The following is a 22,606-nucleotide window of genomic DNA, read 5'->3' as shown; positions in this document are numbered from 1 at the left end:
TCCCAGTATCGCCGAGGCACTTGTGGCGCCCGCGACCGCCCCGTACCGTCGGCCGCCCCGTACCGCCGGACGGCGCGGATCAGTCCCGGGCGGCCCGCTCCAGGTCGTCGTGGTGCCGGCGCAGCCGGGTGGCCGTCATGCCCGTGGCGAGCAGGACGCCGCCCGCGGTGGCGAGGGGGGTGGCCAGCACCAGGGCGGTCACCGGCCGCTGCCAGTCCCGGTCGGACGTGAACACCTGCCAGGCCGCGTAGCACCACAGGAGCATGGTGACGCCGAGGAGCACGGCTCCCCAGCCGGTGAGACGTTCGGCGCGGACACGGAAGTTCTGTTCGACGGCTGCCGGATGCACGGGCCCCTCCCCCTGACGGTCTGACCATCTGACGGCCTGACGGCTGACCGCCGGACCCGTATTTTCGCCACCGGCTACTCTGGCCCCGTCACCGGGGCCGTCGTCGCAGAGCCCCGCCGTCGTTCTCCAGGGGATTTCTCGACATGCTCAGGGTGCTGACCATCCTCGTGCCGCTGGCACTGACGATCTTCGCGTTCATCGACTGCCTGAACACGCCCGAGGACGAGGTGAGGCACCTGCCCAAGGTCGCCTGGGTCTTCATCATCCTGCTCTTCCCGATCGTCGGCTCGATCGTCTGGCTCGCCGCGGGCAAGGACCGGCAGCTCGCGGCGAACGGCCGCACCCCCTCGGAGTGGCACCGCAACCACCGGACCCAGTACGTCGCCCCGGACGACAACCCCGAGTTCCTGAAGTCCCTCGCCGAGGAGAACGAGAAGGACGAGCAGCTCCTGAAGAACTGGGAGGCCGACCTGCGCCGCCGCGAGGAGGAGCTGCGCCGCAAGGAGCACGGCGAGGAGCCGAAGGACAGCTGATCCCTCCCGGGCTCCTCGGCGCTCCTCAGCGCAGCCGGGACGACGACAGGATCGACAGCAGGTGGGCCGGGACCATCACCCAGGTGATGGCGGCGAGGGCGATCAGGGCCCAGCGGGTGACGTCGGCGCCGCCGGTGATCGTGTCGCCGACCGCCGCGGCGAGCAGGAGCAGGGACGCCTCGATGCCGTTGGTCAGGCGGTGGAGCTTGAAGGCGGCGGCCAGCCGGCGGACCGCGGCCACGCCCTGCGAGCGCGGCCGGGTCGACTCGTCGTCGACGACGGTCAGGCCGCGCCGGGCGCGGGCCACGTCCACCAGGTCGGTGGAGGCCTTCAGCAGGACCACGCCGAGGGCGGTCGCGAGGCCCAGGGACACCCAGCCGCCGAAGCCGGAGCGGGCCGCGTGGAAGCCGGCGCCCGCCATCAGGGCGGCGTCGGCGAGGTAGGCGCCGAGCCGGTCGACGTAGATGCCGGTGGCACTGTTCCGGCCCTTCCAGCGGGCGACCTCGCCGTCCACGCAGTCGAAGAGCAGGAAGAGCTGCATCAGCACGGCGGCCAGGACGGGACCGGTCAGGCCCGGGATCAGCAGCGCGGCCCCGGAGGCGATCCCGCACACCACCATGGTCCAGGTCAGCTGGTCGGGGGTGACGGGCGTGCGCACCAGTTGCCGGGTGAGGCGCAGGGAGATCTTCCGCATGTACAGGCGGCCCGCCCAGTGCTCGCCGTTGCGGCTCGCCAGCTTCGCCCGCGGCTGGCAGACCTCCCGCAGCTCCTCCAGGACCGGAGCAGCGACCATGACCGTTCCCCTCCCACCCACCCGGGTCCAGCTGCCGCACACGCGGCGACGGTCGGGCCAGGGTACCCAGAGGGTGCGATGCCGTTGCCATGCGGCTGCGCCGGGCCGCACAGTGAGCGCATGGATCACGCACAGGCACGCTCATGGCTCGCCACCGCCCTCGCCGAGGCCCGCGCCGGGCTGGCCGAGGGCGGCGTCCCCATCGGCGCCGCGCTCCACGCGGCCGACGGCACCCTTCTCGGCCGCGGCCGCAACCGCCGCGTCCAGGACGACGACCCCTCCCTGCACGCGGAGACGGCCGCGTTCCGCGCCGCGGGCCGGCAGCGCTCCTACCGGGGTACGACGATGGTGACGACCCTCTCGCCCTGCTGGTACTGCAGCGGCCTGGTCCGCCAGTTCGGCATCTCGCGGGTCGTGATCGGTGAGGCGGCCACCTTCCGGGGCGGGCACGACTGGCTCGCGGAGCACGGTGTGGAGGTCGTGGTGCTGGACGATCCGGAGTGCGCCGAGCTGATGCGGGGCTTCATCGAGAAGCGTCCGGACCTGTGGAACGAGGACATCGGGGCGTCACCGCTTCGATCAAGCGCTCGAAGCGGACCCGCCAGCGCTGCTCCGACTCCGTCTCGCCCTGGAACTCGTGGGTGAAGCGGAGGGTGGCGCCGTCGTCCCCGTGGCGCTCCAGGTGGAAGCGGATCCGGCCGCCGCCCTCCACGGTGTACTCGGCGACCCGGTCCACGTCCCACGCGGTGATCCGCCCGCTGCCGAGCCCGCGCAGGGTCACCGCGCCGCCGAGCCGGGGTTCCAGCTCGTCGGCGTCGGTGAACCACCGCGCGAGTCCTTCCGGTGTGGACAGCTGGGGCCAGACCTTCTCCATGGGCTGGGGAAGCCGCACCAGGAAGGCGAGGATGTGCGTGTTCCCGTGGGTCTGGCTGGTGCCCTGTTCGATGGATCCGGTCATGGCACCAGTGTCCCCGAGCGGCTGCTCAGACGCCCGCGTACGAGTGCTTGCCGGTCACGAAGAGGTTGACGCCGTAGTAGTTGAACAGCCAGCAGCCGAAGGCGATGAGCGCGATGTAGGCCGCCTTGCGGCCCTTCCAGCCGGCCGTGGAGCGGGCGTGCAGGTAGCAGGCGTAGGCGACCCAGGTGATGAACGCCCAGGTCTCCTTGGGGTCCCAGCCCCAGTAGCGGCCCCAGGCGGACTCGGCCCAGATGGCGCCCGCGATGATCGTGAACGTCCACAGCGGGAAGACGGCCGCGTTGACGCGGTAGGAGAACTTGTCCAGGGACGCCGAGGCCGGCAGCCGCTCCAGGACGGAGGTCGCGAAGCGGCCGGGCTTCCCGCCGGAGGCGAGCTTGCTCTCGTAGGAGTCCTTGAACAGGTACAGCAGGGTGCCGACCGCGCCGACGTAGAAGACCGCGCCGCAGAAGATCGCGGTGGAGACGTGGATGATGAGCCAGTACGACTGCAGGGCCGGGACCAGCTGGTCGCTCGCCGTGTAGAGGACGGTGACCGCGAGGCCGAGGTCGAGCAGGACCGTGGTGGTCAGGAACAGGCCGAGCCAGCGCACGTTCTTCTTCAGCGCGAGCAGCAGCAGGTACACGCCGACCGCGGTCGCGGAGAAGGTGATGTTGAACTCGTACATGTTGCCCCACGGCGCCCGCTGCACGGAGGCCGCGCGGGCGATCACGCCGCCCACCTGGATGACGAAGGCGAGCACGCTGAGGGACACGGCGACCCGGCCGTACAGGTCGCCCTGCTCGTCGCCGCCGTGCGCGCCGGGCCCGTCGGGCACGTCACGGGCACCGGCCGAGGACCGTACGACGACCTCGGGCCGTTCGAGGACGGTGGTGCCCCCGGCGGACTTCACCGTCACCGCCGGGCCCTTCGCCCCGGCCGCGCCGCCGGAGTCGGCGGTCAGCGCGGCGGCCGTGCGGGCCACCTTGCTGCGGCTGCCGAAGAGCCATTCGGTGATGTACGCGAAGAAGGCCAGGGTGTAGACGGCCATCGCGGAGTAGATCAGCGTGTTGCTGATGCTCGCGAGGTTTTCGTTGGTCGCGGCTGCTAGCGCGTTCGCGGCGGCGAGAGTCATTTCTTCTCAGCCCCTTCGGCGGGTACGGGGGTGTCGGCGTCCGGCTCCCGGTCGGGGTCGGCGTCGGTCTGTGCGGGTGCCTTGTCGTGGACGAGGGCGGCCAGGTCGCCGAGCTCCTCGGGAAGTTTCGCGGACTCGCTGCGGCCCAGGCCCGCCATCTCGACGACCGTCACGCCGTCGGCGCCCCGCACGGCGCGCACCCAGACGCGGCGGCGCTGGATGAACAGGGAGCCGGCGAGGCCGGCGATCGCGGCGATCGCGCCGGTGAGCGCCCAGCCGGTGCCGGGCTGCTGGACGATCTGGAAGCCGGCCCACTCCTTGATGTCCTTGTCGAAGGTGATGGAGCCGGCGCCGTTCGGCAGCGTCATCGTCTCGCCGGGCAGCAGCCGGGCCGCGACGATGTTGCCCTTGGCGTCCTTGAACTGCTGCAGCTTCGGGTTCTTGGTGTCCAGCTGGTAGACGTTCTGCGGGAGGCCCGAGTCGACGCCCAGGTCGCCGTGGAAGCCGGTCAGCGCGAGGACGGGGAAGTCCAGCGCGGGGAACTGGGAGAACATCGTGCCCTTGCCGGCGCCGGCGAAGGTCGGCACGAAGAACGCGGAGAAGCCGAGCTGCTCGGTCTCTCCCTTGGCGTTCCGGTAACCGTCGAGCACCTTGATCGCGCCCTGCGAGGTGATGTTGGCGTCCACCGGCAGCAGCGGCACGGCCTGCCGGTAGACCACGTCGCCCTTGCCGTCCCGGACGGTGACGGTCGGGGCGTAGCCGTGGCTGACCAGGTACACCCGGGCGTCGTCGACGGCCAGCGGGTGGTTGGGCGAGATGGTGGCCTTCCGGTCCTTGCCGTGGGCGCCCACGCTGTAGGTGACGTCCGCCTTGAAGACGCGCGCGGTGCCCTTCTGCGGGCCGGTGCGCTCGTAGGTGCCGGTGAACTTCTTCAGGGTGAAGCTGAACGGGACCAGGTCGTCGTCGTTGAAGAGGTTGCCGGACTTGAAGTCGTCGTACTGGATGAGGGTGTTGGCGAAGCCGTCGCCCTCGACGACCAGCTTGTTGCCCTCGGTCTTGTACAGCTGGCCCCAGGCGAAGGCGACCAGCATCACGATCAGCGCGATGTGGAAGACGAGGTTGCCGGCCTCGCGCAGGTAGCCCTTCTCGGCGGCGACGGCGTCACCGGCGGTGGGGGCACCTCCCACGCCGTTAAGGCTGTGGAGGAGGGCGCGGAAGCGGCGCTGCTTCAGCACCTTCAGCGCGGTCTCGTGGACCTCCTCGGGCGGGGCGGCGGTGCGCCAGGTGGCGTACGCGGGCAGCCGGGTGAGTCGCTTGGGGGCGCCCGGCGGGCGGCCGCGCAGCTGGCCGACGAACTGCCAGGTGCGGGGCACGATGCAGCCGATGAGGGAGACGAACAGCAGGATGTAGATCGCGGAGAACCACACCGAGCTGTAGACGTGGAACAGGCCGAGCCTGTCGTAGACCGGTCCGAGCGTCCTGTGCGCCTGCTTGAAGGCCTCGACCTTCATGGCGTCGGTGCCGTCCTGCGGGATCAGCGAGCCGGGGACGACGCCGAGGGAGAGCAGGAACAGCAGCAGCAGCGCGACCCGCATGGAGGTCAGCTGCCGCCAGAACCAGCGGACCCAGCCGAGGATCTCGCGGCCGGTCCAGGTGAGCCATCCGGTCAGTCCGGGCGCGCGGTTGCCGCCGAAGGATCCGGGTACGGCGGTCTCGGCGGGGGCGGTGGACAGCTGGGAGCCGGCGGTGCCCAGCTCCTCCTCACCGGGGGGCACCACCGCCGGGGTCCCGTCGGTGGTCGTACTGCCGGTCGGCGTCTTGCTCATGTTCAGATCCCCACAGTGAAGCCGGTGGACCAGGTCTGCATCTTCTGCACCAGCAGGTCCCAGGCGCCGGTCAGCAGCAGCACACCGGTCACGATCATCATCGTGCCGCCGATGCGCATCACCCAGACGTAGTGGCGCTTGACCCAGCCGAAGGCGCCCAGCGCCTTGCGGAAGGCGATCGCGGTGAGCACGAACGGGATGCCGAGTCCGGCGCAGTAGGCGACGGTCAGCAGGGCGCCGCGCCCGGCGCTGGCCTGCTGGAAGGAGAGTGTCTGGACCGCGGAGAGGGTCGGGCCGATGCACGGGGTCCAGCCGATCCCGAACAGGGCCCCGAGCAGGGGCGCGCCCACCAGGCCCGTGGTCGGCCGCCGGTGGAAGCGGAACTCGCGCTGGGTCAGCCAGGGCATCAGGCCCATGAAGAAGACGCCCATGAGGATCATGAGCACGCCCAGCACCTTGGACAGGACGTCCTTGTAGTCCTGCAGGGACTGCCCGAAGAACCCGAACAGCGCCCCGCCGGAGACGAAGACCACGGTGAAGCCGAGCACGAAGAGCGAGGCGCCGACGGCCATCCGCCCGCGCCGGGCCTCGGCCAGATCGGTGCCGGTGACGCCCGTCACGTACGACAGGTAGCCCGGGACGAGCGGCAGCACGCACGGGGAGAAGAAGGAGACGAGCCCGCCGAGCACGGCGATGGGCAGCGCGAGCAGCAGTGCTCCGCTGAACACCGTCTGGTTGGGATCAGTGACCGCGGCCAGTAGCACGGCTGCTCACTTCTCCGCGACGACCGGGTCGAGCATCTTGCGCAGCTTCTCCTCGCTGAGCGCCTGCAGGGCACGCGCGGCGATCTTCCCGTCCCGGTCGACGATGATCGTGCTCGGGATGGCCTGCGGGTTGAGGGTGCCCTTCTCGAAGCGGAGCATGAGCTTGCCCGTGGGGTCGTACAGGCTCGGGTACGGCACCTGGTACTGCTTCTCGAACGCGATGGCCGGCTGGGTGCTGGTGTCGCGGGTGTTGATGCCGATGAACTGCACGTCCTTGGCGGCGGTGTCCTCGGCCACCTTCACCAGGTTGGGCGCCTCGGCGCGGCAGGGCGCACACCAGGAGCCCCAGATGTTGAGGACGACGACCTTGCCCTTGTAGGCGGCCATGTCGAGCTGCTTGCCGTCGAGCGTCTCGCCGGACAGGTCGGGGGCGGGCTTGCGCTCGTCCTTCTTCACGGTCGCGATGCCGTCGGTGCTGGTGATGAAGTTGGTGTTGCCCGAGCCGCCGGAGGTGCCTCCGGAGCCGCACGCGGACAGGGTGAGTGCCGCGACGGCGGTCCCGGCGGCGAGCAGGGCGGCGCGGCGACGGACGCGGCTCGGGTGTGTGCGGTGCGGACGGGGCGTACGGTTCGCCCGGTTCGAGCACTGGGGGGCGCGACTGACGGCACTCATGTGAAAAGTTTCGCATGCCCGTTCCGGGGATCTTGGGCACCCCCCTCGCGGCCGGGAAACCGTCCCTCAGGCCGCGCCCGGCGTGCCCTCGGCGCTCTGCGTGCCCGTGCTGCCGCCGGCATCCCGCAGGAACTCCTTCCAGCCGCCGGCCGGCCGCTGCCCGACCTCGAGGGTGCGCAGCCTGGCGAGCACCTCCGGCCTCTGCGCGTCCATCCAGTCGACGAACTGCCGGAAGGAGACCAGGCGCACGTCCTCGCCCTTCTCCTTCTCCCGCGCGATGTGCTTGAAGGCCTCCTCGACGGCGTCCATGTAGATGCCGCCGTTCCACTGTTCGAAGTGGTTGCCTATGAAGAAGGGTGCCCTGTTCGTCTCGTACGCCCGCTTGAAGCCCTGGATGTAGGCCTGCGCCGACTGCTCGCGCCAGCCGGGGTAGTGGTGGGCGGGGGCCCTGGTGGAGTTGACCGACTGGTTGGCGAGCATGTTGTAGTCCATAGAGAGCACTTGGAAGCTGCGGCCGGGGAAGGGTATCTGCTGCAACGGCAGGTCCCAGATCCCCAGCCGTTTCTCCGGCCACACCTGGCGGCCGCCGGGCGAGGAGGCGTCGTAGCGCCAGCCGAGCTCGCGAGCGGTGGGCAGCAGCCGGTCCTGGCCGAGCAGGCAGGGGGTGCGGCCGCCGACGAGCTCCTTGTCGTAGTCGAAGGGCAGGGCGGGCAGGTCGCTGAAGCCGGTGTTGGTCCGCCACTGCTTCACGAAGCCCTTGGCCTGGTCGATCTCGCTGCGCCACTGCTGGGGCGTCCAGCCCCCGACCGAGCCGTTGCCGGAGCAGAAGTGGCCGTTGAAGTGGGTGCCGATCTCGTGGCCCTCGAGCCAGGCGCGGCGGAGGTTGACCAGGGTGTCCTTGATGTGGCCGTCGGTCAGGTAGCCGATGTCGGAGGCTCCGCGCGGGTTGTTCGGCGGGTCGTACAGGCGCCTCTTCGACTCGGGCAGCAGGTAGAGGCCGGAGAGGAAGAAGGTCATGTGGGCGTCGTGCTGCTTGGCGAGGTCCAGGAAGCGGGGGAACAGGCCGTTGCCGACCTCGCCGGCCCCGTCCCAGGAGAAGATGACGAACTGCGGCGGGGTCTGGCCCGGCTCCAGCGGGACCGGCCCCGCCGGCTGGCGCGGCTGCTTGCCGGTGAAGGAGGTCGAGCCGTCGCCGATGGGACGCACGGAGGGGGCGGAGGGTGTCGCACCGGGTGTGCTCGCGCGCCGGGAACCCTCGACGCGGCTCGGGCCGTCCGACGACTTGAGACTGCCGCAGCCCGCGAGCCCGACGGCGGCCGCGGCGCCCGCGCCGAGGCCGAGTATTCCCCTTCGGGAGAAGGTGCGCATGAAAATCCCCGATCCGTCACGTCCTCTGGTGGTCACCCACTCAGAGGCCGTGACGAACGCGGGAGGTTCCGCGAGCCGATATGAATTTCGCGACAAGTGCTGCGGAACTGTCCGCACGCGACCGGGAACTTACCGCCTCTTTACGCTCCGTGCTCTACGTACCTCTGCGCTCCGTGCCCTACGCACCGAACGCCTTGCCCTGCCCCTGCCCCTTCCCCTTCACCGGCTTGGCGCCCGCGAGGAGATGAGCCGGGACCAGGTCGCGGGCCGGCTCGGTGTAGCCGACGGAGACGATCCGGTCGCCCCGGTAGGTGAACGTCGTCAGCGAGGCGAGCGTGCACTGCCGCTTGCGCGGGTCGTGCCACAGCCGCCGCCGCTCGACGTAGGAGCGCACGATCCAGATCGGCAACTGGTGGCTGACCAGCACCGCCTCATGCCCGCGCGCCTTGTCCCTGGCCGCGTCCAGCGCGCCCATCATGCGCACCACCTGGTCGATGTACGGCTCGCCCCAGGACGGCCTGAACGGGTTGACCACGTGCTTCCAGTTGGCGGGCCGGCGCAGCGCGCCGTCGCCGACGCCGAAGGTCTTGCCCTGGAAGATGTTGGCCGCCTCGATCAGCCGCTCGTCGGTGGCGAGGTCGAGCCCGTGCGCCTTGGCGATCGGCGTCGCCGTCTCCTGCGCCCGCTCCAGCGGGGAGGCGACGACGTGGGTGATGTCGCGGGGGGCGAGGTGCTCGGCCACCCGCTCGGCCATCTTCCGGCCGAGCTCGGAGAGGTGGTAGCCGGGCAGCCGCCCGTACAGGATCCCGTCCGGGTTCTCCACCTCGCCGTGCCGCATGAGGTGGACGACGGTGATGTCGTCGTTCTTTCCGTCGGTCTTCTCGCCGGTGTCGCTCACGCCGTCGCCTCCGCCGCCGCCCGGGCCGCCGCCGGAAGGGCGTCGGCGATCCGCTGGAGTGCCGTCTCGTCGTGCGCGGTGGAGACGAACCAGGACTCGAAGGACGAGGGCGGCAGGTAGACGCCGTTCGCCAGCATCGCGTGGAAGAACGCGGTGAAGCGGTACGACTCCTGCGCCCTGGCGTCGCCGTAGTCGCGCACCGGGCGGTCCGTGAAGAAGACGGAGAACATGTTGGAGGCGTTCTGCACGGTGTGCGCCACGCCTTCCTTGGTCAGCGCCTCGGAGACCATGGCCTGGATCCGCTGCGAGACGGCGTCGACCTTGGTGTACGCGGCCTCGTCGAGCAGCCGCAACTGGGCGAGTCCGGCGGCGGTGGCGACCGGGTTCCCGGACAGGGTGCCGGCCTGGTAGACGGGCCCGGCCGGGGCGAGGTGCGCCATGACGTCGGCGCGGCCGCCGAACGCGGCGGCGGGGAAGCCGCCGCCCATCACCTTGCCGAAGGTCATGAGGTCGGGCACGACCCCGTCGACGCCGTACCACCCGGCACGGCTGGTCCGGAACCCGGTCATGACCTCGTCGGAGATGTAGAGGGCGCCGCCTGCCGCGCAGAGGTCCTTGAGCCCCTGGTTGAACCCGGGCAGCGGCGGCACCACGCCCATGTTGCCGGGCGAGGCCTCGGTGATCACGCAGGCGATCTCGTCCGGGTGGGCGGCGAAGGCGGCGCGTACGGCGTCGAGGTCGTTGTACGGCAGCACGATCGTGTCACCGGCCTGGGCACCGGTCACGCCCGGGGTGTCGGGCAGGGCGAAGGTGGCGACCCCGGACCCGGCGGCGGCGAGGAGGGAGTCGACGTGCCCGTGATAACACCCGGCGAACTTGATCACCTTGGACCGCCGGGTGAACCCGCGGGCCAGCCGGATCGCGGACATGGTGGCCTCGGTCCCGCTGGAGACGAGCCGCACCTGCTCCAGCGGCCCGACCCGGCCGGTCATCTCCTCGGCGAGCGCGACCTCGCCCTCGCCGGGCGTACCGAAGGACGTACCGCGCGCCACCGCCTCCTGCACGGCGGCGACCACCTCGGGGTGCGCGTGCCCGAGGATCATCGGCCCCCAGGAACACACCAGGTCGACGTATTCCCGGCCGTCGGCGTCCTTCAGGTACGGACCGCTGCCGGACACCATGAACCGGGGCGTACCGCCCACGGCACGGAAGGCACGCACCGGCGAGTTCACGCCGCCGGGCGTGACGGCCGCCGCACGGTCGAACAGCGCCTGCGAGACGGGGGCTTCGTATGGATATGGCAGTTCGCTCATGACCTGCGACTTCTCCGATTTCTCGGGGGGTTCTCGGTGAATCTCCGGATCCGGTGGGCACTGACCTGTTCAGGGTAGGCCAGCGGCGCCGGCGGTCCGGGGCGGCAGTCCGGGGCGGTGGGGCCCGCCCTGCACCGCTCCGGGCGCACCGAACCACGGATCCGAGGATTCCGCCCCGCCCATCTGCGAAACTGGGCTCCGCGTACGTATGAACCGTACGTACAAGGCGAAGGATCGTGTCGGAGACCGCGAGCTCCCGCGGGCGGATGGTTCGGCGCACGTTTCGGCGAGCGGCCGTGGGGGAGGTCACTGTCACGATGATCGGGTTGCGCGGCGGGCGACACGCGCCCTAGAAAAGCAGTCGGGTGGAGATATGCATCGCGGTGGCGGACTGGGCGAGGGGACTGACGGCCTGGGTCCTCGACGAGCCCGGCGGGGAAGGCACCGGCGCGAGGTTGAGGAAGCGGCCGAAGCACATCAGGCAAGGGACCTACCGAGGGAGCCCGAGCGGTTCGGCCGACGGGCCGACCGGCGGGCCGACCGTCTCGGGGCAGGGAGCAGGAATGGTGGTCGGGTGGGGGTGACGTACAAGTACTTCGGCGCGCCCGACGGCGCGACGGCGGCCCGCGTCCCGATCTCGATGCGTCCCGAGGAACTCGGCGGCGACGAGCTCGGCATGAACGGCATGTTCACCAAGATCAAGCCGGAGACGATGGCCGCCATGGTGCTGACCGGCATCGAGGGCGTGCCCCTGCACAAGGTGCCGCCCCTGGAACTGGTCGTCCTGCACCCCGACTACGCGGTCGTGAAGCTCCCGATGACGGTCGTCGACCCCCTCCGCGACATCGGCGAGGAAGCGGTCGGCGCGGCCGCCTTCATCTGGTCCACGGTCCCGGACCGCGGCGGCCCCCGGGACGCGTTCAACGTGTACCAACTGCTGCACGAGTGGCAGGACTTCAGCCACCGCCTGCACGAGGCGGGACACCAGCCGTACTGCCTGGTGTGGCCCTGAGCCGGTTCGGGGTGTTGTGACATGTGGGCGGGACTCTGTCCGGAGTCCCGCCTTCGTCATGTCCGCCGAGGCCGCGTGCGGCAGCTCGCCGACACGGTGGCCGGGCTCTGCGATGCTGGGGTCAGCTTGCGAAAGGGGGACAAGGGCGATGACGACGGCGTGCATCGCGAAGCCGTTCAAGGTGAACGCGGCGGCGAGCAGCAGAAATGGGCGGCTACGAGCTACTGAGCTGCTGCCGCCGGCCTGTTGGGTGGGGTGTGGCGGAGGTGGTGGCCATGGGGCTCGCAGCGCCAGGGCGTGGGCCGGGGACCGTGATCACGTCGACGTGGTGGTGATCGGCGGCGGGCAGTCCGGGCTGGCTGCGGGACACGCCCTGCGACAGCAGGGAATCAGGCCGGTGGTACTGGAGGCGTCCGAGCAGCCGGCGGGATCCTGGCCGCGCTACTACGACAGCCTGACCCTGTTCTCGCCCGCCCGGCACAGCTCACCCACCCGGATCTGGCGTTCGTCGGGCTGGAATGGCAGCGCAGCCTGTCGTCCAACTCCCTGCGCGGAGTCGGACGGGACGCCGCCCGTGTTGCGCGACGTCTGGTGACCCGTCTCACCCACGACTGAGTCGTTCGCCCCTCGACTCCTTGATTCGACACATGTCAACATAGATATATGTCGAACACGAAGGTGCTGCCGCTGCTCGATTCCGAGGCGTCCGGCGCCGTGGCGCCGTGCTGCCCGCCACTCACCGAGCGCCCGTTCACCGCGGAGGAGGCCGAGACGGCCGCGCGGATGTTCAAAGCCCTGGGCGACCCGGTACGCCTGCGGCTCTTCTCCGCGGTCGCCTCTCACGAGGGCGGCGAGGCATGCGTGTGCGACATCTCCGACGTGGGCGTCTCGCAGCCGACCGTCTCCCACCACCTGAAGAAGCTCAAGGAAGCCGGCCTGCTGACCTCGGAGCGGCGCGGCACCTGGGTGTACTACCGGGTCGAGCCGTCGGTACTGGCCGCGATGGGCAAGCTGCTGACCATCACTCCTGCCGCGGCCTGACCGGCCGACGGGAACGGGGGTACGCCTCCATGTCCAGTCCGACCAGCGTGACCGTCGCGCCGATGACCGACGCACATGCCGACGAGATCCTGGCGATCTACCAGGCAGGAATCGACGAGGGGAACGCGACCTTCGAGACTGCCGCGCCCACCTGGCAGGCGTTCGACGTCGCCAAGTTGCCCGAGCACCGCTTCGTGGCCCTGGACGAGCACGGGGTGGTGCTCGGCTGGGTGGCCGCGACGAAGGTCTCCGACCGCTGCGCGTACGCCGGTGTCGTGGAGCACTCCGTGTACGTCCACCCGGACGCCAGGGGCCGCGGCGTGGCCTCCGCACTACTGGAGGCGCTGATCGACTCCACCGAGGCAGCCGGAATCTGGACCCTCCAGTCCGGCATCTTCCCCGAGAACACGGCCAGCATCGCCCTTCACGAACGTGCGGGCTTTCGCGTCATCGGCGTCCGCGAGCGCATCGGCCGCCACCACGGCCGCTGGCGTGACGTCGTCCTTGTGGAACGCCGCAGCCCCGCCATCATCTGACTCCTGCGAGGAGCAGTCCTCCCGACGCCCATGCGGTCAGGGTCGAGTCGGCTCACTCTCGGGCAGCCGTGCGCGCAGCGTGGCGGCGAACTCCTCGGCGCGGGAGAGCTGGACGCGCAGCTTCTCCACCTGCTCCGCCGCGGCCTGCTCATACCCGCGCACGCGCTCCAGGAGCGCCTCGCGCTCATCCGGGCCGAGCTCGTCGCATGCGTCGAGGCGGTCGGTGGCGTCCAGCAGGTCGCGCATCTGGTCCAGGGTGAAGCCGAGCGGCTTCATCCGCCGGATGACCATGAGGCGGGCGACGTCGTTCTCGGTGTAGAGACGGAAGCCGCCCTGTGAACGGGCGGAGGGAACAACCAGGCCGGTCTCCTCGTAGTGCCGGATGGTGCGCAAGGACAGCTCGGTGCGCGCGGCGACCTCGCCGATCTGCATGTGCTTGTCGCCCATGTCCCTGCTCCTGGCCTTCCCGTCGTTGCGGTACCTCGTACCCGTTCGAGCCGCCGATCTCTACCCTAACGTTAGGGTAGAGTTGCTGGTGGTGAGGGCAGTCTGCTGCTGCCCTGCCGTTGCCGTGTCGGGGCCGACGTCGCCCTCGGCGAAGTTCCGATTCTCGCAGGAGACAAGCGTGCGCGAGCCCATGACGCCCGGCGCCGCCGCCTGCCCGCCGTGACGCTTCGCTCCTGGACGTGAGCCCGCCGCGCGTGCCGCCCTGCCTCCGTCCTTCTCTTCGACTTCCGGTTCCGCGTCGCGGGGCCGCCCGCGGGGTGCCGGCCCGGCCCTTCCGCGTCTTCCCGCACGCCCCGGCCTGCCGCAGGGGGCGTGCCCGAGCACGACAGGTTCCTTCACCCTTGTCCTCCACCGCTGTGTCCCCGGCCGCGCGCCTGCGTGGCCTGAAGCCCGACTGGCTGTCAGACCCGAAGGTCTGGCGCACCGAGGTCCTGGCCGGCCTGGTCGTCGCCCTGGCGCTGATCCCCGAGGCGATCTCGTTCTCGATCATCGCCGGCGTCGATCCGGCGATCGGGCTGTTCGCCTCCTTCACCATGGCCGTGACCATCGCGATCGTCGGCGGCCGTCGCGCGATGATCTCCGCCGCGACCGGCGCCATCGCCCTCGTCATCGCGCCGCTCAACCGCGAGCACGGCCTGGGTTACCTGATCGCGGCCGTCATCCTCGCCGGCGTCTTCCAGGTCGTCCTGGGCGCCCTCGGGGTGGCGAAGCTGATGCGGTTCATCCCCCGCTCGGTGATGGTCGGCTTCGTCAACGCCCTGGCGATCCTGATCTTCATGGCCCAGGTCCCCGAGATGCGGAACGTTCCCTGGGCCGTCTACCCGCTGATCGCCGCCGGTCTGGCACTGATGGTGCTCTTCCCGAAGGTCACCACCGTGATCCCCGCGCCGCTGGTGTCCATCGTGATCCTGACCGTGATCACCGTCGCGGCCGGGATCGCCGTGCCGACCGTCGGCGACAAGGGCGCCCTGCCCTCCTCGCTCCCCGTACCGGGCCTGCCCGACGTGCCGTTCACGCTGGACACGCTGACGACGATCGCCCCGTACGCGTTCGCCATGGCGCTGGTCGGGCTGATGGAGTCGCTGATGACCGCCAAGCTCGTCGACGACATCACCGACACCCACTCCAACAAGACCCGCGAGTCCATCGGCCAGGGCATCGCCAACATCGTCACCGGCTTCTTCGGCGGCATGGGCGGCTGCGCCATGATCGGCCAGACCATGATCAACGTGAAGGTCTCCGGTGCCCGCACCCGCCTGTCCACCTTCCTCGCCGGCGTGTTTCTCATGGTGCTGTGCATCGTCTTCGGCCCGGTCGTCTCCGACATCCCCATGGCCGCCCTGGTCGCCGTCATGGTCATGGTGTCGTTCGCGACCTTCGACTGGCACTCCATCGCCCCGAAGACCCTCAAGCGGATGCCCACCGGGGAGATCGCCGTCATGGTGATCACCGTCGCGTGTGTGGTGGCCACCCACAACCTCGCCATCGGCGTCGTCGTCGGCTCGATCACCGCCATGGTCGTCTTCGCCAAGCGGGCCGCCCACATTGCCGAGGTCACCGCCGTGGTCGACCCCGACGGCAGCACGGTCGTCTACCGGGTCACCGGCGAGCTGTTCTTCGCCTCCTCCAACGACCTCGTCGGCCAGTTCGACTACGCAGGCGACCCCGACAGGGTCGTCATCGACCTGAGTGCGGCGCACATCTGGGACGCCTCCTCCGTCGCCGCCCTCGACGCCATCGAGACCAAGTACGCCCAGCGCGGCAAAACCGTTGAGATCACCGGCCTGAATGATTCCAGCGCCCACCTGCACGGCAGGCTCAGCGGCGAACTCACGGCCAGCCACTGACGCACCTGGGACCGTGTCGGGCCGGCACCCCATCTCGCCAGGTGGATGCCGGCCCGACGGTCGTTCTGCACGGCTGGCCGCGCAGAAGTTGTGCGATGTGGCCGGCAACGTTCCGGGCTGGGCGGCCCACACCGATCAGGGTGGCCGAAGCGGGGCCGGTCCAGTCGCCGTAGCCGAGCAGGTGCAGGCGCGGCTCGGCGACGGCCCGGGTGCCCGCGGTCGGGATGTGGCCACGCGGCCCGCGCAGACCCAGCGGGGCAAGGTGAGCAAGGGCAGGTCGGAAACCGGTGCACCAGATGATCGCGTCCGCCGCGGCCCAGCTGCCGTCGGCCCACTGGACGCCGGTGGTGGTGAGCTGGGTGAACATCGGCTTCGCCGTGAGGAGTCCGGCGTCGCGGGCGGCGCGGACCGGGGGTACGGCGACGATGTTGCCGAGCGAGGCCACGCCGCCGGTGTCGGCGCGGCCGGCGTCGAGAACGCGGCGGCGGGCGGTGGCGACGTCGAACAGGACGCGGCCGTCGATGTCGTCGGCGAGGAACCGGGGCGGGCGTAGCGAAGACCGCGCCCGACAGGGCGGGGCCTTCGGGTCCCGCCCCGGCCGGGGCGTTTTCGAAAGCGGCGGCGTCCGCCCGGTCCGCGACGGGATCCGGAGGCGGTTGTGGGCGTGCTCAGGGTGACCGGTCGAGGACGATGATGCCCGCCACGGCTGTCAGGGCTCCCAGCCCCTGGACGGCCAGTGCCCCGGACGTGGCCAGGCGTTCCTGGAAGACCAGGGCGCCCATCAGGACGCCGCCGATCGGCTCGAGGGTGTCGATGATCGGCAGACTGACCGTCAGGGGGCCGGCCTGAAAGGAACTCTGGGCGAGCAGCATGCCCGTGCCTCCGACGAGGAGCAGACCGTACGGCTCCCAGTGCGCGAGCACACCGATGCCGTCGTCGCGCAAGAGGCCGGCCACGCTCCTGGTCAGGCTGTCGAGGAGGGCGAACAGCACGCCGGCGGCCGCCGCGTAGAGGGCGGTGCGGGTGCGGCCCGGCCTGCGCAGCCCGACCGGTACGAGGACGCACACGCAGACAGTGGCCAGGGCCAGGAGGGGAAGCCAGTCCCGCAGATCCGGCGCCACGATTCCCGCGGACGGCGGCAGCACCGCCAGGAAGGCGGCCACGCCTCCCGCCGTGCACAGCGCGCCCACCGCCTCCCTGCGGGTGAGGCGCTTCCTGCGGCGCCAGGCGACCAGGGACAGGGCGAAGACGAGGTCCATCGCGGCCAGCGGCAGCACGAGCACGAGCGAACCGAACGCCAGGGCGACGCCCTGGACGACGTAGGAGAGGACCTACATCTCGGCCCCGGCCAGCCACAGCGGTCTGCGCAGCAGGCCCAGGAACAGGCGCGGGCGCAGGGACGCGTTCTCGGGTTCCGAGGCCGCGGCGGCCTGCTGCATGACGGCTGCGACGGCGAAGCAGCAGGCGGCGGCCAGTGCTGCAACCACCGCCACGACAGTCGCCATGAACCCCAGCATGCCGCCTCGCACCGTCCCGGCACGCGCACGCCACCGGCGCGGCAAAAGAACTGGGGTGCCCGGCTCATCACTCGAACGGCCGATGCGCAGGGCCTCGGTGACGGCGCCGCGGCGGGGGCCGTCGGCGGAAAACCGGTGCGGAGCGGCTTCTTCCGGGGTCCTGCGAAGTGGAGCGATAGCACGCGTGCGGGACATGCCGCACGCCGAATCCCGGCTACGTTCCGTCAGTCACCCGAAGGGGTTACTCCAAGGGAGCAAAGGAGTACAGGTGCGGGTCGTATAGGGCGGGGCGCCGTCACCCGAGAGGCCCCCAAAAGGAGGACATCGTGTTCCGCCGCTCGATACGCGTGTTCCTGGTGAGCCTGTGCGCGCTGACCGCAGCCTCGCAGACGGCACCGGCCCTGGCCGGGGGTGACCCGGCCGGAGCGTCCACGGCACCGCACGCCACCGCCCGGACCCTGCGGGCGCAGACGCTCGCCGACCTGAACGCCGCCATGCGTGGCGAGGCGTACGCCTACGCCGCCTACAGCCTCTTCGCCGCCGAGGCCGACCGCCAGGGCCTTCCGGCCGTCGGCCGGCTCCTCCGCTCCACGGCGCGGACCGAGCTGAACGAGCACCTGCGTGAGGCGGCCACCCTCGCCGGCCTGGCCGGCGGCAACGCCGCCAACCTGCGTCAGGCCATCAACGGCGAGACCTACGAGCACCAGGTCATGTACCGCCGCTTCGCCGAGCAGGCCCGCGCGGACGGGGACCTCGAGGCCGCGAAACTCTTCACCGAGATCGCCGCGGACGAGGGCCGCCACCGCGACGCCTTCCGCACGGCCCTCGCGGCCGTGACCACCGGCCGCGGCACCATCCCGGCACCACCGAAGGCCGACGTGGTGGCGGTACCCGCCGGGCTGCCGAAGGTGAAGGCGGCCCGCACCAGGGCCAACCTCGACACCGCCCTGCACGGCGAGGCGCTCGCCCACGCCAAGTACATGCTCTTCGCCGCCCACGCCCGGCAGACCGGCAACGCCGCGCTGGCCCGCCTGTGGGAGGGCACGGCCGGGATCGAGCTGCACGAGCACCTGGCCGGTGAGGCGGTGCTGGCCGGTCTGGTGCGCACGACCAGGGAGAACCTGCGCAAGGCCATCACCGGGGAGCGCAACGAGGCGACCACGGTGTACCCGGGGTTCGCCAGGCGGGCCACCGCCGTCGGTGACACCGCCGCCCGCTACTTCCGCGACACCGCCGCGGACGAGGCCAAGCACGCCGCCGCCTTCCAGAAGGCGCTCGACCAGCTGCGCTGACCGCCCCGCACCGGGCAGACCACCCGTGCGGCAGGACCGGCCGGGCGAACCGCGGACCGCGGACCGCCCGGCCGGTCGGGTTCACTCCTTGCCGCGGACCACGGTGACGGGGCAGTGCGCGTGGTGCAGCAGGGCCTGGCTGACGGAGCCGAGCAGGAGGCCCGTGAAGCCGCCGCGGCCGCGGGCGCCGGTCACCAGCAGCTGTGCCTCCTGGCTGGCCTCGATCAGGGCCGGGCGGATCCGGGAACGCACCAGGCGCCGCTCCACGGCGACCTCGGGGTGGCGCGCCTGCCAGGGAGCCACCGCCTCGTCCAGCAGCCGCTGCTCCTCCTCCTGGAGCCGTTCGACGTCGGCCACCACGTTCAGAGGATCACCGGGACCCTCGTAGGCGTGCTCGCTCCAGGTGTTCCACACGTGGAGCGCCACCAGGTCGGCGCCGCGCCGCGCCGCCTCGGCGAAGGCGAACTCGACGGCCGCCTCGCCCGCCGGCGAGCCGTCCACCGTGAGCAGTACGGGACCGGCCGGGTCCGGCCTGCCGCGCACCACCAGCACCGGGCAGTGGCCGTGGGCGGCGAGGTGCACGGCGGTGGAACCCAGCAGCAGGCTGCCGAACCCGCCCAGCCCACGGCTGCCCACCACGACCAGCGAGGCGGTGCGCGACTCGATCTCCAGCACCATCAGCGGCTCGCCGACGGTGACCTCGCGCGTGATCTCCACGCCCGGTGCGGCGTCACGCGCCCGCTGCTCGGCCTCGGCCAGGGTGCCGTCCACCAGCTCGCGCAGCCCCGCCGTGTTCGGGTTCCACGGGTGCATACCGGGCGGGACGTGCAGCGACGGCCATCCGAAGGCGTGCACCAGCCGCAGCCCGACCCCACGCAGCGAGGCCTCGCGCGCCGCGGTCTCCACCGCCTCCAGACTCGAGGACGAGCCGTCCACTCCCACGACCACCGGATTCACCATGGAACATCCTTCCTTCGCACACCGTGACTGCCGCACAGCCGGCCGGCCGCCGGTCCGCAACCGCGTCCTTGAGCCCCTCCGGCCTCCGCCACCCTACGGGGGAGCGCATCGGGCCGAACGGCCCCTGCCCGTCCACCCGGGCGACGACGCAGGCTGGAGGACAAGCGCAGGCCGGCGCAGTCGGCGCCATCGTCCGGGAGGCAGGCAACACACATGAGCGGGCAGACGGCGAGTCCGTCGGAGGACACCCGGGTGCTGGTCGTGGAGGACGATCGCGGCATCGCGGAGTCCCTGGTGCGCGGGCTGCGGCAGGCCGGATACGCGGTCGAGGGCGTCCGCACCGGCCGGGCGGCCCTGGCTGCCGCGTCCCCCGATGTCGTCCTGCTCGATCTGGGACTGCCCGACATCGACGGTGTCGAGGTGTGCCGGAGGCTGCGCGCCCGGTCGGACGCCGCGATCATCGCCGTGACCGCACGCGGTGAGGAGGCGGACCGGGTGGTGGCCCTGGACGAGGGGGCCGACGACTACCTGGTCAAGCCGTTCGGGCTGGCCGAACTCCTGGCGCGGATCCGGGCGGTGCTGCGCCGCAGGCGTCCGGCCGGGCCGGAGACCGTGCGGCACGGGCCGCTGACGCTCGACCTGCGCACCCGTCAGGTGTCCGTCGACGGGCGTGCGATCGCGCTGACACCGAAGGAGTTCGGCATCCTGGAGTGCCTGGCGGCCGACCCCGGCCGGGTGGTGAGCCGGCAGCAGATCCTGGAACGGGCCTGGGACGCCCACTGGTACGGCCCCACCAAGGTGCTGGACGTGCACATCGCGGCGCTGCGCCGCAAGCTCGGCGTGCCGGGACTGATCGAGACGGTCTACGGGCACGGGTTCCGGCTCGGGGCGGCCGGGGAGCCGTCGTGACCCGCCGGATCGCCTGGACGCTGACGATCCTGACCTCCGTGCTGCTGGTGCTGGCGGTGGTACCGCTGGCGGTGTCGATGACGGCGCGCGAGCGTGTCGCCTACCGCGACAGCCAGCGGGCGGCCACCCGCGTGATCGCCGCGGCGGCCGAGGAGCACCTCTCCGACCACAAGCCGGCCACCGTCATGCGCCAGGAGCTGGCAGCCGCGGCCCGGGCGGGGGACTGCGCCGCCGTGTACGACGCCTCCGCACGCCTGGTGGCCAGTACGCCCTGTACCGCGGCCCAGGGCGAGGAGGCGGAGGAGCTGGTGGAGCGGGTGCTGGGCGGGCACGAGCCGGAGCCACCGGAGAACGAGGGCCGGCTGCTGGCCGCGGAACCGGCCGGTGAGGTCCGGCAGCCCTCCGGCGCGGTCGTCCTGGCCCGCTCCGCGGCCCCGCTCGCCGCCCGTGTCACCGCGATCTGGGGCTGGTCCGCCGCGATCGGCGCGGCAGGGCTCGCCGCCTCCGTACTCCTGTCCGTCCGCCTCGCCCACTGGGTCGGCCGCCCCCTGTCGACGCTGGACGCCGCCGCCCGGCGGCTGGGCGAGGGCGCCCTCGGCGAACGGGCCGACGTCGCCGGCGGGCCGCCGGAGGTGCGCCGTCTGGCCGCCACGTTCAACACCATGGCGGCCCGCACGGAGGCCCTGGTGCACGGCCACCGGGCGGTGATCGCGGACGTTTCCCATCAGTTGCGCACCCCGCTGGCCGCGCTGCGGCTGCGGCTGGGGGTACGCCGCTGGAAGGCCGTGCACTGGCTGGCGTACGCGGCCTGGCCGCTCGCCCTCTTCCACGGCGTGGGCACCGGCACCGACACCCGGCTCCCCCTCCAGCTGTGGCTCTACGCCGGGTGCCTGGCGTCGGTGGTCGGTGCCGTGTGGTGGCGGCTGGCGAAGGCCGGACCGGGCCGGGTCACCGGACGCCTGGTGGCCGCTGTGGCCGCGACCGCCGCACCGGTGGTGCTGTCCGCGTTCCTCGCCACCGGGCCGCTCCAGCCCGGCTGGGCGCAGCGTGCCGCCACGACGGCGGTCCTGCTCGGGGGTGGACGGTGAACTCCTCGGCCGCGGCGCCCTTCGCGCCCCACCACCTCGCGCCCGGACCGGACGACGCCACCACCGCCCGGCTGCTGGCGGGCTGGTACGCCACCGGGCGACCGGCCACTCTCGCCGACCACCTCGAACGTCACGGGCCGCCCCCCGTCACCGCGGCGGTCGACAGCCGTACCTCTCCGCCCCTGGTGGAGGCCGTCGAGGCGGCCGGGCTCACCGGACGCGGAGGCGCCGGGTTCCCGACCGCCCGCAAGCTGCGCGCCGTCGCGGGGCGCCGTGGCCGCGCCGTGGTCGTCGTCAACGCCATGGAGAGCGAGCCGGCCAGCCGCAAGGACTGGTTCCTGCTCGCCGTCGCACCCCACCTCGTCCTCGACGGCGCCGTCCTGGCCGCGGCCGTGGCCTGCGCCGATACCGTCCACGTGTGCCTGCCCCGCGACCGCTCGGACCAGTACCGGCGGCTCGGGGCCGCCCTGGACGAGCGCCGACGCGCCCGCGTCGATCCCGTACGGCTGTGTCTGCACGCCCTTCCGCACGCCTACGTCTCCAGCGAGTCGACCTCCCTGGTGCGCTGGCTCAACGGGGGCCCGACCCGCCCGCAGGGCAGCCCGCCTCGCACCCACGAACGCGGCGTCGCCCGGCGCCCCACGCTCGTCCACAACGCCGAGACCCTCGCCCACCTCGCCCTCATCGCCCGCCACGGCCCCGACTGGTTCCGGCAGGCGGGCACCCCGGACGAGCCCGGCACCGCCCTCGTCACCGTCTCCGGCGCCGTCACCGCCCCGGGTGTCCTGGAGGTCGCGCTCGGCACGCCCCTCGCCACGGTCCTCGACCGCGCCGGAGGTCCCGCGGAACCCCTGCGGGCAGTCCTGCTCGGTGGTTTCGCCGGCACCTGGCTCCCGAGGGCCCATACGCACACGCCCCTCACCCGGCGCGACCTGGCCCCGCTGGGTGCCGCACCCGGCGCGGGCGTGCTCGTCGCGCTTCCCCGCACGGCCTGCGGGCTGACCGAGACGGCACGGATGCTGGCCTACCTGGCCGCCCACAGCGCCCGCCAGTGCGGCCCCTGCCGTCTCGGACTGCCCGCCGTGGCCGAGGACTTCACCGCCCTGGCCGCCGGACGGGCCGATCCGGACCTGCTGTCCCGGCTGCACCGCCGGACCGGTCTGCTGCCGGGCCGGGGTGCCTGTCACCACCCCGACGGTGCCGCCCGCCTCGCCGCCTCCGCCCTGCGTGCCTTCGCCGACGACGTCGACCGGCACCTCACCCACGGCGGCTGCCCCGCGGCGCACCGGCC

Annotated in this window: 22 protein-coding genes and 4 pseudogenes; 11 read left to right on the top strand and 15 right to left on the bottom strand. The window is 71.9% G+C overall.

Translation table 11 applies throughout. The features are described from left to right. Nucleotides 1-79: 79 nt before the first annotated feature. Nucleotides 80-349, bottom strand: a complete 270-nt coding sequence (locus C1I97_RS03045) for a hypothetical protein (protein ID WP_111001671.1) — start codon at nt 347-349, stop codon at nt 80-82. A 143-nt stretch (nt 350-492) separates the two neighbouring features. On the opposite strand from C1I97_RS03045, the gene C1I97_RS03040 reads away from it, so the two are divergent. After that, a complete protein-coding gene (locus C1I97_RS03040; protein ID WP_111001670.1) occupies nt 493-882 on the top strand; it encodes a PLD nuclease N-terminal domain-containing protein in 390 nt (129 codons plus the stop codon). Between the two features lie 25 nt (nt 883-907). Here the strand turns inward: C1I97_RS03040 and C1I97_RS03035 are convergent, their stop codons facing one another. Continuing rightward, the gene (locus C1I97_RS03035) at nt 908-1,675 is read right to left on the bottom strand and encodes a CDP-alcohol phosphatidyltransferase family protein (protein WP_111001669.1); all 768 of its coding nucleotides are present in this window, start codon (nt 1,673-1,675) and stop codon (nt 908-910) included. A gap of 120 nt (nt 1,676-1,795) precedes the next feature. Between C1I97_RS03035 and C1I97_RS03030 the strand changes: the two genes are divergently transcribed. Next, complete coding sequence (locus C1I97_RS03030; protein WP_111001668.1) at nt 1,796-2,320, top strand: nucleoside deaminase; 525 nt, start codon at nt 1,796-1,798, stop codon at nt 2,318-2,320. Here the strand turns inward: C1I97_RS03030 and C1I97_RS40995 are convergent. From C1I97_RS40995 to hemL, 8 genes and pseudogenes are all read right to left on the bottom strand, one after another. Further along, nucleotides 2,238-2,633, bottom strand: a pseudogene (locus C1I97_RS40995) (SRPBCC domain-containing protein); the annotation flags it as partial. The gene C1I97_RS03030 and the pseudogene C1I97_RS40995 overlap by 83 nt on opposite strands. Nucleotides 2,634-2,658: 25 nt before the next feature. Further along, nucleotides 2,659-3,765: a c-type cytochrome biogenesis protein CcsB gene (gene ccsB / locus C1I97_RS03020; protein WP_111001666.1), complete on the bottom strand. Its 1,107-nt coding sequence runs from the start codon at nt 3,763-3,765 to the stop codon at nt 2,659-2,661. Further along, nucleotides 3,762-5,591, bottom strand: a complete 1,830-nt coding sequence (resB, locus tag C1I97_RS03015; protein WP_111001665.1) for a cytochrome c biogenesis protein ResB — start codon at nt 5,589-5,591, stop codon at nt 3,762-3,764. The genes ccsB and resB overlap by 4 nt, the downstream gene beginning before the upstream one ends. A gap of 2 nt (nt 5,592-5,593) precedes the next feature. Next, entirely contained in the window at nt 5,594-6,355 is a 762-nt protein-coding gene (locus tag C1I97_RS03010; protein WP_111001664.1) for a cytochrome c biogenesis CcdA family protein, read from the bottom strand. A gap of 6 nt (nt 6,356-6,361) precedes the next feature. Continuing rightward, on the bottom strand, nt 6,362-7,027 hold the full coding sequence (locus C1I97_RS03005; RefSeq protein ID WP_111001663.1) for a TlpA family protein disulfide reductase: 666 nt from the start codon (nt 7,025-7,027) through the stop codon (nt 6,362-6,364). A 66-nt stretch (nt 7,028-7,093) separates the two neighbouring features. After that, complete coding sequence (locus C1I97_RS03000) at nt 7,094-8,395, bottom strand: hypothetical protein (protein ID WP_111001662.1); 1,302 nt, start codon at nt 8,393-8,395, stop codon at nt 7,094-7,096. Between the two features lie 178 nt (nt 8,396-8,573). Next, on the bottom strand, nt 8,574-9,233 hold the full coding sequence (locus C1I97_RS02995; RefSeq protein WP_111001684.1) for a histidine phosphatase family protein: 660 nt from the start codon (nt 9,231-9,233) through the stop codon (nt 8,574-8,576). Between the two features lie 56 nt (nt 9,234-9,289). Further along, a complete protein-coding gene (hemL, locus tag C1I97_RS02990; protein WP_111001661.1) occupies nt 9,290-10,606 on the bottom strand; it encodes a glutamate-1-semialdehyde 2,1-aminomutase in 1,317 nt (438 codons plus the stop codon). A gap of 574 nt (nt 10,607-11,180) precedes the next feature. On the opposite strand from hemL, the gene C1I97_RS02980 reads away from it, so the two are divergent. The 4 genes and pseudogenes from C1I97_RS02980 to C1I97_RS02960 all read left to right on the top strand — a co-directional run bounded on the left by C1I97_RS02980 (nt 11,181) and on the right by C1I97_RS02960 (nt 13,195). After that, nucleotides 11,181-11,618 carry a hypothetical protein gene (locus C1I97_RS02980; protein ID WP_010353923.1) on the top strand — a complete coding sequence of 146 codons (438 nt, stop codon included), beginning with the start codon at nt 11,181-11,183 and terminating at the stop codon, nt 11,616-11,618. 325 nt (nt 11,619-11,943) lie between these two features. Continuing rightward, nucleotides 11,944-12,105 (top strand): annotated as a pseudogene (locus tag C1I97_RS40985) (NAD(P)-binding protein); the annotation flags it as partial. A 176-nt stretch (nt 12,106-12,281) separates the two neighbouring features. After that, a complete protein-coding gene (locus tag C1I97_RS02965; RefSeq protein WP_111001659.1) occupies nt 12,282-12,659 on the top strand; it encodes an ArsR/SmtB family transcription factor in 378 nt (125 codons plus the stop codon). 62 nt (nt 12,660-12,721) lie between these two features. Continuing rightward, the gene (locus tag C1I97_RS02960; protein WP_441349078.1) at nt 12,722-13,195 is read left to right on the top strand and encodes a GNAT family N-acetyltransferase; all 474 of its coding nucleotides are present in this window, start codon (nt 12,722-12,724) and stop codon (nt 13,193-13,195) included. A 36-nt stretch (nt 13,196-13,231) separates the two neighbouring features. Here the strand turns inward: C1I97_RS02960 and C1I97_RS02955 are convergent, their stop codons facing one another. After that, nucleotides 13,232-13,642: a MerR family transcriptional regulator gene (locus tag C1I97_RS02955; RefSeq protein ID WP_111001657.1), complete on the bottom strand. Its 411-nt coding sequence runs from the start codon at nt 13,640-13,642 to the stop codon at nt 13,232-13,234. Between the two features lie 416 nt (nt 13,643-14,058). On the opposite strand from C1I97_RS02955, the gene C1I97_RS02950 reads away from it, so the two are divergent. Beyond that, nucleotides 14,059-15,549, top strand: coding sequence for a SulP family inorganic anion transporter (locus C1I97_RS02950; RefSeq protein ID WP_111001656.1), 1,491 nt, complete (start codon nt 14,059-14,061; stop codon nt 15,547-15,549). A 79-nt stretch (nt 15,550-15,628) separates the two neighbouring features. Here the strand turns inward: C1I97_RS02950 and C1I97_RS02945 are convergent. The 3 genes and pseudogenes from C1I97_RS02945 to C1I97_RS40980 all read right to left on the bottom strand — a co-directional run. Further along, a pseudogene (locus C1I97_RS02945) lies at nt 15,629-16,099 on the bottom strand (pyridine nucleotide-disulfide oxidoreductase); the annotation flags it as partial. Between the two features lie 118 nt (nt 16,100-16,217). Then, nucleotides 16,218-16,868: pseudogene (locus C1I97_RS02940) on the bottom strand (DMT family transporter); the annotation flags it as partial. 12 nt (nt 16,869-16,880) lie between these two features. After that, the gene (locus C1I97_RS40980; RefSeq protein WP_258382394.1) at nt 16,881-17,054 is read right to left on the bottom strand and encodes a hypothetical protein; all 174 of its coding nucleotides are present in this window, start codon (nt 17,052-17,054) and stop codon (nt 16,881-16,883) included. 338 nt (nt 17,055-17,392) lie between these two features. On the opposite strand from C1I97_RS40980, the gene C1I97_RS02935 reads away from it, so the two are divergent. Next, nucleotides 17,393-18,358 carry a ferritin family protein gene (locus C1I97_RS02935; RefSeq protein ID WP_258382393.1) on the top strand — a complete coding sequence of 322 codons (966 nt, stop codon included), beginning with the start codon at nt 17,393-17,395 and terminating at the stop codon, nt 18,356-18,358. 81 nt (nt 18,359-18,439) lie between these two features. Here the strand turns inward: C1I97_RS02935 and C1I97_RS02930 are convergent, their stop codons facing one another. Further along, nucleotides 18,440-19,318 (bottom strand): universal stress protein, encoded by an 879-nt coding sequence (locus tag C1I97_RS02930; RefSeq protein WP_181446533.1) that lies wholly within the window; start codon nt 19,316-19,318, stop codon nt 18,440-18,442. Nucleotides 19,319-19,531: 213 nt separating this feature from the next. On the opposite strand from C1I97_RS02930, the gene C1I97_RS02925 reads away from it, so the two are divergent. The 3 genes from C1I97_RS02925 to C1I97_RS42405 all read left to right on the top strand — a co-directional run. Beyond that, entirely contained in the window at nt 19,532-20,227 is a 696-nt protein-coding gene (locus C1I97_RS02925; protein WP_111001655.1) for a response regulator transcription factor, read from the top strand. Beyond that, the gene (locus tag C1I97_RS02920; protein ID WP_111001654.1) at nt 20,224-21,315 is read left to right on the top strand and encodes a HAMP domain-containing protein; all 1,092 of its coding nucleotides are present in this window, start codon (nt 20,224-20,226) and stop codon (nt 21,313-21,315) included. Before C1I97_RS02925 ends, C1I97_RS02920 begins: the two co-directional genes overlap by 4 nt. Beyond that, a partial coding sequence (locus C1I97_RS42405) for an NADH-ubiquinone oxidoreductase-F iron-sulfur binding region domain-containing protein (protein ID WP_111001653.1) occupies nt 21,312-22,606 on the top strand: 1,295 nt, incomplete at its 3' end. The genes C1I97_RS02920 and C1I97_RS42405, both read left to right, overlap by 4 nt.

Origin of the sequence: Streptomyces sp. NTH33 (genome assembly GCF_003236365.1) — a bacterium.
In the GTDB taxonomy this organism is placed as follows: domain Bacteria; phylum Actinomycetota; class Actinomycetes; order Streptomycetales; family Streptomycetaceae; genus Streptomyces.
This window is presented reverse-complemented; position numbering and strand designations above follow the sequence as displayed.

What these genes read in the sequence shown, in the direction of transcription:
- C1I97_RS03040 (WP_111001670.1), top strand. Translation starts at nt 493, where the DNA reads ATGCTCAGGGTGCTGACCATCCTCGTGCCGCTGGCACTGACGATCTTC.
- C1I97_RS03035 (WP_111001669.1), bottom strand. Translation starts at nt 1,675, where the DNA reads ATGGTCGCTGCTCCGGTCCTGGAGGAGCTGCGGGAGGTCTGCCAGCCG.
- C1I97_RS03030 (WP_111001668.1), top strand. Translation starts at nt 1,796, where the DNA reads ATGGATCACGCACAGGCACGCTCATGGCTCGCCACCGCCCTCGCCGAG.
- ccsB (WP_111001666.1), bottom strand. Translation starts at nt 3,765, where the DNA reads ATGACTCTCGCCGCCGCGAACGCGCTAGCAGCCGCGACCAACGAAAAC.
- resB (WP_111001665.1), bottom strand. Translation starts at nt 5,591, where the DNA reads ATGAGCAAGACGCCGACCGGCAGTACGACCACCGACGGGACCCCGGCG.
- C1I97_RS03005 (WP_111001663.1), bottom strand. Translation starts at nt 7,027, where the DNA reads ATGAGTGCCGTCAGTCGCGCCCCCCAGTGCTCGAACCGGGCGAACCGT.
- C1I97_RS03000 (WP_111001662.1), bottom strand. Translation starts at nt 8,395, where the DNA reads ATGCGCACCTTCTCCCGAAGGGGAATACTCGGCCTCGGCGCGGGCGCC.
- C1I97_RS02995 (WP_111001684.1), bottom strand. Translation starts at nt 9,233, where the DNA reads ATGCGGCACGGCGAGGTGGAGAACCCGGACGGGATCCTGTACGGGCGG.
- hemL (WP_111001661.1), bottom strand. Translation starts at nt 10,606, where the DNA reads ATGAGCGAACTGCCATATCCATACGAAGCCCCCGTCTCGCAGGCGCTG.
- C1I97_RS02965 (WP_111001659.1), top strand. Translation starts at nt 12,282, where the DNA reads ATGTCGAACACGAAGGTGCTGCCGCTGCTCGATTCCGAGGCGTCCGGC.
- C1I97_RS02960 (WP_441349078.1), top strand. Translation starts at nt 12,722, where the DNA reads ATGACCGACGCACATGCCGACGAGATCCTGGCGATCTACCAGGCAGGA.
- C1I97_RS02955 (WP_111001657.1), bottom strand. Translation starts at nt 13,642, where the DNA reads ATGGGCGACAAGCACATGCAGATCGGCGAGGTCGCCGCGCGCACCGAG.
- C1I97_RS40980 (WP_258382394.1), bottom strand. Translation starts at nt 17,054, where the DNA reads ATGGCGACTGTCGTGGCGGTGGTTGCAGCACTGGCCGCCGCCTGCTGC.
- C1I97_RS02930 (WP_181446533.1), bottom strand. Translation starts at nt 19,318, where the DNA reads ATGGTGAATCCGGTGGTCGTGGGAGTGGACGGCTCGTCCTCGAGTCTG.
- C1I97_RS02925 (WP_111001655.1), top strand. Translation starts at nt 19,532, where the DNA reads ATGAGCGGGCAGACGGCGAGTCCGTCGGAGGACACCCGGGTGCTGGTC.